The sequence below is a fragment of the Stenotrophomonas sp. 2YAF22 genome (assembly GCF_052114665.1).
Classification (GTDB): Bacteria; Pseudomonadota; Gammaproteobacteria; order Xanthomonadales; family Xanthomonadaceae; genus Stenotrophomonas; species Stenotrophomonas indicatrix.
The window spans coordinates 1-10,851 of record NZ_JBFRFE010000065.1; the positions used below are offsets into that span (position 1 = coordinate 1).

Consider the following 10,851-nt stretch of genomic DNA (forward strand, 5'->3'; position numbering starts at 1 on the left):
GGCATAGGCAATGAAGCCGAACGCCAGGCCGTTGGCGATGGAATAGGTGAACGGCATCGCCAGCGCACACAGCGCGGCGGGTACGGATTCGGTCAGGTCGCTCCAGTCCACTTCCACCAGTTCGCGCAGCATCAGTCCGGCCACGAACAGCAGCGCCGGCGCGGTGRCATAGCCGGGCACCATCGCCGCCAGCGGCGAGAACAACAGCGCGGCCAGGAACAAGGCAGCCACCACCAGTGCGGTCAAACCGGTACGGCCGCCCACCTGCACGCCCGAGGCGCTTTCGGCGAAGGCGGTGGTRCTGCTGGTGCCCAGCAGCGAGCCGGCCACAATCGCCGTGCTGTCGGCCAGCAGAGCGCGGCCGAACCGCTTCTGCGCGCCCGGCAGTTTCAGCAGGCCGGCACGGCCGACCACGCCATACAGCGTGCCGGTGGCATCGAACACTTCCACCAGCACGAACACCAGCACCACCTGCAGCAGCACGGCGATCGGCGCGCCGCCGTTGTGGTGCAGCAGGCCAGGCAGGTCCAGCTGCAGGAAGGTCGGCGCCAGGCTCGGCGGCAACGACACCAGCCCGTGGTACTGCAGATCGCCCAACGCCCAGCCGGCCGCGGTCACCGCCAGGATGCCGATCAGGATCGCACCGCGCACACGCCGCGCTTCCAGGATCGCGATCAGCAGGAAACCGCCCAGTGCCAGCAGCGGCGGCGCGGTATTGAGCGGGCCCAGCGCCACCAGCGTGTCCTCGTTGCCGATGATCACGCCGGATTTCTGCAGCGCGATGATGGCCAGGAACAGGCCGATGCCGGCCACGATCGCCGACCGCAACGACGCCGGAATGCCCGACACCAGCCACGCGCGCACGCCGGTCAGCGACAGCACCAGGAACACCAGGCCGGAAATGAACACCGCCGCCAGCGCCTGCTGCCAGGGCAGGCCGGCAGCGCCGACCACGGTGAAGGCGAAGAACGCATTCAAGCCCATGCCCGGGGCCATGCCCACCGGGAAGTTGGCCGCCAGTGCCATCACCACCGAGCCCAGCGCCGCGGCCAGACAGGTGGCCACGAACACCGCACCGGCGTCCATGCCGGTGGTGCCCAGGATCTCGGGATTGACGAAGACGATGTAGGACATCGTCAGGAAGGTGGTGACACCGGCCAGCAGTTCGGTGCGCACGGTGGTGCCGTGCTGCTGCAGCTGGAACAGGCGTTCGAACAGGGACATCGCAGATCTCTCGTACCTGCACGCCCTGCCGCCCGAAGGACCGGCGGGTGCGTCGCCAGGCGGTTAGAAGTGGTAGTTCAACTTCAGCGTAACGCTGCTGTAGTTGGTATGGAAGCTGCGTCGCGCCGCAGCGGGGTAGTTGGGATCTTCCAGGTAAACCGGGCTGGAGCCCAGATGGGTGTAACGGTACTCCGCACCCGCCGAAAGCTGGTCGCTGAAGCGGTACAGCACGCCTGCGCCGACGTTCGCGCCGGTGGATACATGGGATGCGCGGGTTTCGAATTCGGCCACGCGGCAGCCGTTGGTGGCCTCCACCAGCGACTTGTCGCAGCCCAGCGAAAACTCCTGGCGGGCCACGCTCACGCCGGCGCTGACGTACGGCAGCCACTGGCCCGCCGCGTAACCCAGCTTCAGGTTGATCGCACCCGAACGGGTCACCGCATCCTTGCCGTAGTAAGGGCTGTACCGATGGTTGTCGCGGTCCTTCCACTCCTGGTTGACGTTGCCGAAGGAAAGGGCGCCTTCGATCCCGGCGACCACATTGTTGTCGAACTGCCAGTTGCGGCCGGCCTGCAGCCCGCCAGCAAAGCCGCGGATGCTCTTTTCAGAGGCATTGGTGTTGCTGCGGTCCTGGCTGTGGCCTTCGCCATGGCTGGCATGGGCACCCAGGTAGATGCCTTCCCAGTTCGCCGGCGCGGCCGCGGCAGTGCCGGACAGCAGCAGCGCTGCCGTGGTGGAGATCAATGCTTTCATGGTGTTTTCCTACGAGGGGGATGAATCGGGTGCGTAGGAAAACCGAAGCGTTGGGCCGGGAACATACAACGAGTTGCAAAGTGTGGAGGATGCCGTGTGCGACAAGGAATCAACACTGCTTTACACGGGCAGCCTTCAGCCGGGTGGCGTTGAAGCGCGTCGCGAAGAGGCCAAAAGCGTCAACAAAAATCGATTGCGGCCCATGAAAGGCGAAAGGCCGCGCGAGCGCGGCCTTTCGTTCTTGCTTACTTCAGCGCCTTGAAGCGCAGGCGCTTCGGCGCAGCGTCGTCGCCCATGCGGCGRCGCTTGTCTTCTTCGTACTCGCGGTAGTTGCCCTGGAAGAACTCCACGTGCGAATCGCCTTCGAACGCCAGGATGTGGGTCGCGATGCGATCCAGGAACCAGCGGTCATGCGAAATGACGAAGGTGTTGCCCGGGAACTCCAGCAGCGCATCTTCCAGCGCACGCAGGGTTTCGATGTCCAGATCGTTGGACGGTTCGTCGAGCAGCAGCACGTTGCCACCCTGCAGCAGGGTCTTGGCCATGTGCAGGCGGCCACGCTCACCACCGGACAGCGAACCGACCATTTTCTGCTGGTCCTGGCCCTTGAAGTTGAAGCGGCCGATGTAGGCGCGCGACTGGATCTCGATGCCGTTGATGTTGAGGATGTCCAGGCCGCCCGCGATTTCCTGGAACACGCTGTGGTTGCCTTCCAGCGCGTCGCGGCTCTGGTCCACGTAGGACAGCTGCACGGTCGGGCCGACCACGATCTCGCCGGTGTCCGGCTTTTCCTGGCCGGTGATCATCTTGAACAGGGTCGACTTACCGGCACCGTTGGGGCCGATGATGCCGACGATGGCGCCCGAGGGCACCAGGAAGTTCAGGTTGTCGAACAGCAGGCGGTCGCCGAACTTCTTGGAGACGTTCTTGAATTCCATCACCGCCTGGCCCAGGCGCTCGCCCGGCGGGATGAAGATTTCATTGGTCTCGTTGCGCTTCTGGTAATCGACCGACTGCAGCTCTTCCAGGCGGGCCAGACGGGCCTTGCCCTTGGTGCGGCCGCCCTTGGCGTTCTGGCGCGACCACTCCAGTTCCTTCTGGATCGCCTTCTGGCGAGCCTTTTCCTGGTTGTCTTCCTGCTTCAGGCGCTCATCCTTCTGGGTCAGCCAGTCGGTGTAGTTGCCCTTCCACGGAATGCCGCGGCCACGGTCCAGTTCCAGGATCCACTCGGCGGCGTTGTCCAGGAAGTAGCGATCATGGGTGACCGCCACGACGGTGCCGGTGTAGCGCGCAAGGAACTGTTCCAGCCATTCCACCGACTCGGCGTCGAGGTGGTTGGTCGGTTCGTCGAGCAGCAGCATGTCCGGCTTCTGCAGCAGCAGGCGGCACAGCGCCACACGGCGCTTTTCACCACCGGACAGCTTGCCGACGATGGCCTCCCACGGCGGCAGGCGCAGCGCATCGGCAGCCACGTCCAGCTGGTTTTCCAGCGTGTGCGCATCGCCGGCGGCGAGGATCGCCTCCAGGCGTTCCTGTTCCTTGGCCAGCGCGTCGAAATCGGCGCCTTCTTCGGCATAGGCCGCGTAGACCGCGTCCAGCGCAGCCTGTGCCTGCAGCACTTCGCCAACGCCTTCTTCAACCGCTTCACGCACGGTCTTGGTCGGGTCCAGCTCCGGTTCCTGCGCCAGGTAGCCAACCTTGATGCCGGCCTGCGGACGGGCTTCGCCCTCGAAATCGGTGTCCACGCCGGCCATGATCTTCAGCACGGTGGACTTGCCGGCGCCGTTCAGGCCCAGCAGGCCGATCTTCGCGCCCGGGAAGAAGGACAGCGAGATGTCCTTGATGATCTGCCGCTTGGGCGGGACCACCTTGGACACGCGGTTCATGGTGTAGATGTATTGCGAGGACATGAGGTCTCCGTAGGCGCGACCCTGCGCCCGGTCCGTCACGGGGAACTTCCCGTTGCGGCAGCGGGCACAGACTGAATGGAATACCCCCAATTATAGCCGGAACCGCTTACGCCCCGCGCCGTCCGCAGCGCCCGGGGCTGGCCGAGGACTGAATGGGCCGTCACAGTCCCGCAGCGGGAAGCGTTTCCAGCCGGAAACGGTTCAGATCGAATGCGCAATATGGGCTCACCACCCACCCAGCAGAGGTCTCCCATGCACATCCATCGACTCATGGCCGGCGCCGTGGCCTCTGTACTGGCGCTGGGCGCCATCGCCCCGGCCTTCGCCGACAACGACCACCGTGGTCGCGACCGCGACCGCCGTGAATGGCGAGAAGATCGCCGCGAGTGGCGCCACGACCGTCGCGACTGGGAACGCGACCGCCGCGAAGCGCGCCGTGACTACCGCCACGACCGCCGCTACGACCACGGCTATTACCGCCCGGCACCGCCGCCGCCGCGGGTGGTCTACAGCCCGGGCTACCGGCCCGGCTATGGCTATGGCTGGCAGCGTGGGCACCGCTACCGCGATTACTACCGCGGCCCGATCTACGTGGTGAACGACTACCCGCGCTACCAGCTGCGCCGCCCGCCTTACGGCCACCACTGGATCCGCGATGACCGCGGCAACATGCTGCTGGTCGCCGTGGCAACCGGCATCATCGCCGACTACATCATCAACAACCGTTGATGCAGCGCCGGGGTCGGATCCCTTTCCGCAGCAAAGGGCTCTGACCCCACAACGCCATTCGAAACCATACGGGGCCGGATTCGTTCGTCGAATCCGGCCCCGCGCTTTTCGGCCCCGCCAGGCCGGGGCGGGGCTACAATCAAGGGCTGAGTCGTACCCCTTTCCCCGCCTGCTGGAGTACCCGATGTTCCCGCGTGACGTCCGCATCGAAACCTACGATCCCGAACTGGCCAAGGCCATCGCCGCTGAGACCCAGCGCCAGGAAGACCACGTCGAGCTGATCGCCAGCGAGAACTACACCAGCCCGGCGGTGATGGAAGCCCAGGGCAGCCAGCTGACCAACAAGTACGCCGAAGGCTACCCGGGCAAGCGCTACTACGGTGGCTGCGAATACGTGGACATCGCCGAACAGCTGGCGATCGACCGCCTCAAGCAGCTGTTYGACGCGGACTATGCCAACGTGCAGCCGCACAGCGGCTCGCAGGCCAACCAGGCCGTGTACTTCGCGCTGCTGCAGCCGGGTGACACCATCCTCGGCATGAGCCTGGCCCACGGCGGCCACCTCACCCACGGCGCCAAGGTCAACGCCTCGGGCAAGCTGTTCAACGCTGTGCAGTACGGTGTGAACGATCAGGGCCTGATCGATTACGACGAAGTCGAGCGCCTGGCCCTGGAGCACAAGCCGAAGATGGTCGTTGCCGGCTTCTCGGCCTACTCGCAGGTGATCGACTGGGCGCGCTTCCGCGCCATCGCCGACAAGGTCGGTGCCTACCTGTTCGTGGACATGGCGCACGTCGCCGGTCTGGTTGCTGCTGGCGTCTATCCGAGCCCGCTGGAACATGCCCACGTGGTCACCTCGACCACCCACAAGACCCTGCGCGGTCCGCGCGGCGGCATCATCGTCGCCAAGGGCGCCAACGAAGACCTGGTCAAGAAGCTGCAGTCGATCGTGTTCCCGGGCATCCAGGGCGGTCCGCTGATGCACGTCATCGCCGGCAAGGCCGTGGCCTTCAAGGAAGCGCTGGAGCCGGGCTTCAAGACCTACCAGCAGCAGGTGGTGAAGAACGCGCAGGCGATGGCCAACACGCTCATCGCACGCGGCTACAAGATCGTCTCCGGCGGCACCCAGAACCACCTGATGCTGGTCGACATGATCGGCAAGGACGTGTCCGGCAAGGACGCGGAAGCTGCGCTGGGCAAGGCCCATATCACCGTCAACAAGAACTCGGTGCCGAACGACCCGCGTTCGCCGTTCGTGACCTCGGGCCTGCGCCTGGGCACCCCGGCCGTGACCACCCGTGGCTACACCGAGCAGGACTGCGTGGACCTGGCCAACTGGATCGCCGACGTGCTCGACGCCCCGGCCGATGAAGCCGTCATTGCCCGCGTGCGCGACGCGGTCAGCGCGCAGTGCCGCAAGTACCCGGTCTACGGTTGATCGGGCACTGGGGTCGGAGCCCTTCCCTGCGGGAAGGGTTCTGACCCCGGCACCGGAGTACCCGCGCATGGATGAGCGCCGCCTCAAGTATCTCTATGCAGCCTTGGCTGTGCCGTTGGGCGCACCCAGCGTGCTGTTCGGTGGCGCGATGGCGGTGGTGGGCATGGCGGGAAGCGTGCTTTCACTCGCCGACGGCACCGTCAACCTGCCCGGGCAGGCATTGATGCTGGTGTGGGGCCTGGTTGGCCTCGCCGGCTGCCTCGCCTGGCTTGATCTCAGCTGTGGATACTTGTTCGGAGGACGCAGCGCACTACGCACCCGCAGCCGGGTGCAGTGGGGCGCGCTGCTGCTTGGCATGCTGGCTGCGCTGCCGCTGTTGGGTATAGGGCTGTGGCTGGGCATCACCCATGGCAGCGAAGGCTTCGGTCTGCTGCTGATGGGGCCTTCGCTGCTGGTCCCRGCTGGCATGCTGTTGTGGCTGCGACCTCGCGCTTGAAGCGAGCGACCTGCAAGGAGATTCGAACGCATGGATGAGCGCCTGCACAAGCGCCTGTACATCGCCCAATGCCTGCTGCTGGGGTTGCCTGCACTGGTGGCCGGTGGCGGCGTCGCCGGCTTCGGCATCTACACCTTCCTGACCCGCCACGGCCTGATGCGCGGCGACGAAGGCGCAGTGTTGTTGCTGTGGGCGCTGGCGGGGGTGATCGGCTTGCTGGCCTGGTTGTGGCTCAGCATCCGCTACCTGCGGCGGGGGCGCGATGGCGTGCGGCACACCGCCCGTATTCCCTGGATCGGCTTGGCGCTGGGCGCGATGGCGGCGCTGGCCGTGATCGGCGTGGTGCTTTTCAGCTTGTTTGCCGGCAGTCCCTGGCAGGTACTGGGCTATCTGGTACTGGGCGTGCCGCTGCTGGTGCCGGCTGCGCATCTGGTGTGGTTGCGTCGCGCTCAGGGCCTTGCCGGACAAGGCTGATTGCCGCCTGCATTTGCTRCAAAACCCCTTCTCAGGTACCGTTGCGACGCTACCACGACCGTGGCAGCAGGTATTTCCCCTGAGCCAGGCGTTCAATGCATTGCCCCTTCTGCCAGCATGCCGATACACGGGTCATCGACTCGCGCGTCTCCGAAGACGGCGCGACGATTCGCCGTCGGCGTGAGTGCGAGGCGTGCAACGAACGCTTCAGTACGCTGGAAACCGTTGAACTGAAGCTGCCGGCCATCGTCAAGAGCGATGGCACCCGTGAAGCCTTCGATGCCCGCAAGGTCCGCGCCGGCTTTGACCGCGCGCTGCAGAAGCGTGCGGTGCCGGAAGAGAAGATCGAGGCGGCGGTGCGCGCAGTGGTGCATCAGCTGCGCATCAGCGGCGAACGCGAAGTGCCCTCGATCAAAGTGGGCGAGTTCGTGATGAATGAACTGCGCAAGCTTGACCATGTCGGTTATGTGCGTTTCGCTTCGGTGTACCGCAGTTTCGAGGACGTGGCCGATTTCCGCGAAGAAATCGAGAAGCTCGAACGCGATCTGCCTTCCAGCACCGAGCAGTTGCAGCTGCTGGGCGATGTGATTGCCCTGACCAAGAAAAAGAAGGGCTGACGGCCTCTGCATCGGTAGCTGCCAACCTTGGTTGGCGCCGTGTCGCCCATCCACGCATGGCGTGGATCTACTGGGCTCTGCCAACCTTGGTTGGTGCCGTGCCGCCCATCCACGCATGGCGTGGATCTACTGGGCCTTGGCTGGCATCGTGCTGACGGCGGTACCATGGCGGCATGAGCACATCGTTCACCGTCCTTGACCACCTGCACATGGCCAGCGCGTTGCGGCTCGCCGAGCGTGCGGCCTATACCACCCGCCCCAACCCGATGGTCGGCTGCGTGATCGCCCATGGCGACCGCGTGGTCGGGCAGGGCTGGCACCAGCGTGCCGGCGGCCCGCATGCCGAAGTGTTCGCTCTGCGCGAGGCCGGCAGCGAAGCGCGTGGTGCCACCGCCTACGTCACCCTGGAACCATGCGCGCACTACGGACGCACGCCACCGTGCGCGTTGGCGCTGATAGACGCCGGTGTGTCGCGCGTTGTGGCCGCCATGCGCGACCCGTTCCCGAAGGTCGATGGCGGTGGTTTCGACCTGCTGCGCGACGCCGGCATCGAGGTCGCCGAGGGCTTGATGGCCGCGCAGGCGCGCGAGCTCAACAAGGGATTCCTGTCGCGCGTGGAACGCGGTCGTCCGTGGCTGCGGGTGAAACTGGCCGCCAGCCTCGATGGCCGCACCGCGATGGCCGACGGCAGTTCGAAGTGGATCACCGGCCCCGCCGCGCGCGAAGATGTGCAGCACTGGCGCGCGCGCGCTGGCGCGATCCTCACCGGCGCCGACACCGTGCTCGCCGACGACCCGATGCTGACCGTGCGCTTGGCTGACACTGAAGTCATGCCGCCACTGCGCGTCGTCCTCGATTCGCGCCTGCGCTCGCTGGAATGCAGCCGGGTGCGCGAGGGTGGGGCGCCCACGCTGTACCTGCACGATGCAATGATCAGCCCACCCGACGCCGCCGACGCGGCCTTTGCCAGCGTAGCCGTCCGCCACGGCCGCCTTGATCTGGGCGCGGTGTTGGCACTGCTGGCCGAGCGCGGCATCAACGAAGTGCACACCGAAGCCGGTGCAACGCTGGCCGGCGCACTGGTGCGTGGTGGCTGGGTGGACGAACTGCTGATGTACCAGGCGCCAACACTGCTGGGCGACAGCGGCCGTCCGTTGCTGGCCGACCTCGGCATCGACGTGATGGACCAGCAGCGTCGATTGCATGTGGTCGACCAGCGCCAGGTGGGTGAGGATCTGCGGTTGCTGCTGCGGCCATGAAGAAGGGGACGGAGGGGATTACGTCGTTTGTGGCAAAAACGCCGTAATCCCCTCCGTCCCCTTTTTCAGTTCAACGATCCTCGCCAGGCGGGTGCTCGTTCCACTCGAAGAATGGCAGGAACGCATCGGCCAGCCCGCCCATCAGCGGCGAGGGGTTCTGTACGCGCCAAGCGCCACCGTCATGATCGCGCTCGAAGGACACGGTGATGATCCTCTCCCGGTCCGGTGCCGTCGCGATCATCTGCGTATACGCCGTGGCCAGTTCGCTCGACATCTGCGGTGGATGTGGTCCGTTGAATGGCACCGGATGCGCACGATAGACGGGCAGCAGGGCCGTCAGGTCCGGCAGGTGGCAACGGTAGTCAACATCGGCAATGTCTGCCTGCGGATGATGCATGCTGCCGACACTGCAACGCACCGATGTCTGGCGCCTGCGCAGGGCCGCGGCGGCCTGCGGCCAATCGGCCATTTCAGGCGCCTGGTCCAGGTGGCTTACGCTCGCCAGCGCCGCCGCGATCGCCGGGCCCTTGGATGTACCCAGATAGCGGCCCAGCTCGGCCTGGGCGGCGGTATCGCCGTGCACGATCACCTGTGCGTACAGCTCGAACACGTGTCCGGGCGTGGGCACAGGCGGCGCCGCCAGTGCCGCAACCGGGGCCAGCAATGCAGCCAGCCCCAGTCGCTTCAGCGCAGTGAACTCACGCGCACGCATCGGTCCACATCATCTCGGCCATCGGACGCAGTGCCTTGCACTCCTGCGTCATTTCCTCGGCCGACATCACCTGCGTCTTGGCCTTCAACTCTTCGGTCATCGCATCCACACCGCTGATCTGGTCCGGTGCGATCTTCGCCACGCAGCTGCGGTGCTGCTGCAGCAGAAGATCGCAGGCCGGCACGCCGGTCACCTTCGGTGCCTTGGCTGCTTCAACGTCCTGCATCCAGCCATCGAACGGCGCCAGCGCATCCAGCACCGGGCCCACCAGATCATCGAAGTTGCTGCTGTACCAGTAGCCCTTGTCCTTGGCGGTGTACAGGGTGAGGGTGCCGGTCACGGCCTTGCGCGGGCCACTCTGCAGGGCCTGGGTATAGGCCTCGGTGAAGCGCGCGCGCGGAGCCTTGTCCTCACCCGTCAGGCTGGCGAGGAACAGCGGCTGTACGCTGCTGAGGTCGGCCAGCTGGCAGCTGAAATCGACCTTGGCGATCTTCTGGTCGTCCACATACTCGTTGTCTTCCACGGTGCTGCGCGTGGCACGGCACTGCGAGGCCTTCAGCGCCTTGGCGTACATCGCTTCCGCCGCTGCCGGATCGCCCTTCACTCCAGCCACGGCCAGCACCGTCTGCCACGGCTCGGCCAGCGCCTGGGCCATCATGCCCGGCACCGGCGTTACCGAATCCTGGCCGTCGAAGGCCGGCTTCAATGCATCGTTGAGCGTGCGCGTGGCGGCGGCATCGTCTTCCAGCAATGCGCGTGCGTACAGATCGAAGGTCTGTTCGGGCGTCAGCTGCGCCGGGGCGGCCGCGGCGAGCAAGGGGGCGCACAGCAGTGCGGTGGCCAGCAGGCCGCGGATCGGGGTCTTCATGACGGTGTTCCTGTTCCAGAGGGCGGCAAGCCTAGCGCAATTGTCATTGCATTCGATGGCGCGCGACAGCCAAGCGTGTTGCGCGCGGCGGCCAACAAAAAACGGGCCCCTTGCGGGACCCGTTCGATCACACGACGAGGATCGGGCAATCAGAAGCTGGCGCGCACGCCGGCCGAGTACTGGGTGACGTCGCGGTAGCCGGAGATCTCGCCCACCAGACCCCAGGTCCGGGTGAAGTTGATCTGGCCGCCAACGGTGCCGACCCAGGTGCCCTTGAATTCGTTGCCACCGTCCATGTAACCGGCCTTGATCCAGGCTTCGGTCATGCGCGAAGGCTTGCCACGCAGGCCCATGGTGGCGCGCACCAGGTT

The 10,851-nt window shown here is 65.9% G+C and carries 11 protein-coding genes and 1 pseudogene; 6 read left to right on the plus strand and 6 right to left on the minus strand.

Features of this window, described 5'->3' with window-relative positions; genetic code table 11:
• The 3 genes from AB4Y84_RS04455 to ettA all read right to left on the minus strand — a co-directional run.
• A partial coding sequence (locus AB4Y84_RS04455; RefSeq protein ID WP_442249818.1) for an NCS2 family permease occupies positions 1–1,224 on the minus strand: 1,224 nt, incomplete at its 3' end.
• 63 nt (positions 1,225–1,287) lie between these two features.
• Positions 1,288–1,977, minus strand: a complete 690-nt coding sequence (locus AB4Y84_RS04460; RefSeq protein ID WP_312785965.1) for an outer membrane protein — start codon at positions 1,975–1,977, stop codon at positions 1,288–1,290.
• A gap of 245 nt (positions 1,978–2,222) precedes the next feature.
• Positions 2,223–3,887 (minus strand): energy-dependent translational throttle protein EttA, encoded by a 1,665-nt coding sequence (ettA, locus tag AB4Y84_RS04465; RefSeq protein WP_442244674.1) that lies wholly within the window; start codon positions 3,885–3,887, stop codon positions 2,223–2,225.
• Positions 3,888–4,139: 252 nt separating this feature from the next.
• On the opposite strand from ettA, the gene AB4Y84_RS04470 reads away from it, so the two are divergent.
• From AB4Y84_RS04470 to ribD, 6 genes are all read left to right on the plus strand, one after another.
• On the plus strand, positions 4,140–4,616 hold the full coding sequence (locus AB4Y84_RS04470) for an RcnB family protein (RefSeq protein WP_312785966.1): 477 nt from the start codon (positions 4,140–4,142) through the stop codon (positions 4,614–4,616).
• Positions 4,617–4,800: 184 nt separating this feature from the next.
• Positions 4,801–6,054: a serine hydroxymethyltransferase gene (gene glyA / locus AB4Y84_RS04475; RefSeq protein WP_442244673.1), complete on the plus strand. Its 1,254-nt coding sequence runs from the start codon at positions 4,801–4,803 to the stop codon at positions 6,052–6,054.
• A gap of 67 nt (positions 6,055–6,121) precedes the next feature.
• Positions 6,122–6,550 carry a hypothetical protein gene (locus tag AB4Y84_RS04480; RefSeq protein ID WP_049469471.1) on the plus strand — a complete coding sequence of 143 codons (429 nt, stop codon included), beginning with the start codon at positions 6,122–6,124 and terminating at the stop codon, positions 6,548–6,550.
• Between the two features lie 30 nt (positions 6,551–6,580).
• Positions 6,581–7,024 (plus strand): hypothetical protein, encoded by a 444-nt coding sequence (locus AB4Y84_RS04485; RefSeq protein WP_442244672.1) that lies wholly within the window; start codon positions 6,581–6,583, stop codon positions 7,022–7,024.
• 95 nt (positions 7,025–7,119) lie between these two features.
• Positions 7,120–7,641 (plus strand): transcriptional regulator NrdR, encoded by a 522-nt coding sequence (nrdR, locus tag AB4Y84_RS04490; protein WP_025876654.1) that lies wholly within the window; start codon positions 7,120–7,122, stop codon positions 7,639–7,641.
• Positions 7,642–7,814: 173 nt separating this feature from the next.
• Positions 7,815–8,900: a bifunctional diaminohydroxyphosphoribosylaminopyrimidine deaminase/5-amino-6-(5-phosphoribosylamino)uracil reductase RibD gene (gene ribD / locus AB4Y84_RS04495; RefSeq protein ID WP_442244671.1), complete on the plus strand. Its 1,086-nt coding sequence runs from the start codon at positions 7,815–7,817 to the stop codon at positions 8,898–8,900.
• Between the two features lie 70 nt (positions 8,901–8,970).
• On the opposite strand, the gene AB4Y84_RS04500 is transcribed toward ribD, so the two are convergent.
• The 3 genes and pseudogenes from AB4Y84_RS04500 to AB4Y84_RS04510 all read right to left on the minus strand — a co-directional run.
• The gene (locus AB4Y84_RS04500; protein ID WP_442244670.1) at positions 8,971–9,612 is read right to left on the minus strand and encodes a hypothetical protein; all 642 of its coding nucleotides are present in this window, start codon (positions 9,610–9,612) and stop codon (positions 8,971–8,973) included.
• The gene (locus AB4Y84_RS04505) at positions 9,599–10,480 is read right to left on the minus strand and encodes a hypothetical protein (protein ID WP_442244669.1); all 882 of its coding nucleotides are present in this window, start codon (positions 10,478–10,480) and stop codon (positions 9,599–9,601) included. Before AB4Y84_RS04505 ends, AB4Y84_RS04500 begins: the two co-directional genes overlap by 14 nt.
• Before the next feature lie 149 nt (positions 10,481–10,629).
• Positions 10,630–10,851: pseudogene (locus AB4Y84_RS04510) on the minus strand (hypothetical protein); the annotation flags it as partial.

Excerpts from the sequence above, each read along its gene's own strand:
- AB4Y84_RS04460 (WP_312785965.1), bottom strand. The coding sequence starts at position 1,977 with ATGAAAGCATTGATCTCCACCACGGCAGCGCTGCTGCTGTCCGGCACT.
- AB4Y84_RS04470 (WP_312785966.1), top strand. The coding sequence starts at position 4,140 with ATGCACATCCATCGACTCATGGCCGGCGCCGTGGCCTCTGTACTGGCG.
- AB4Y84_RS04485 (WP_442244672.1), top strand. The coding sequence starts at position 6,581 with ATGGATGAGCGCCTGCACAAGCGCCTGTACATCGCCCAATGCCTGCTG.
- nrdR (WP_025876654.1), top strand. The coding sequence starts at position 7,120 with ATGCATTGCCCCTTCTGCCAGCATGCCGATACACGGGTCATCGACTCG.
- ribD (WP_442244671.1), top strand. The coding sequence starts at position 7,815 with ATGAGCACATCGTTCACCGTCCTTGACCACCTGCACATGGCCAGCGCG.
- AB4Y84_RS04500 (WP_442244670.1), bottom strand. The coding sequence starts at position 9,612 with ATGCGTGCGCGTGAGTTCACTGCGCTGAAGCGACTGGGGCTGGCTGCA.
- AB4Y84_RS04505 (WP_442244669.1), bottom strand. The coding sequence starts at position 10,480 with ATGAAGACCCCGATCCGCGGCCTGCTGGCCACCGCACTGCTGTGCGCC.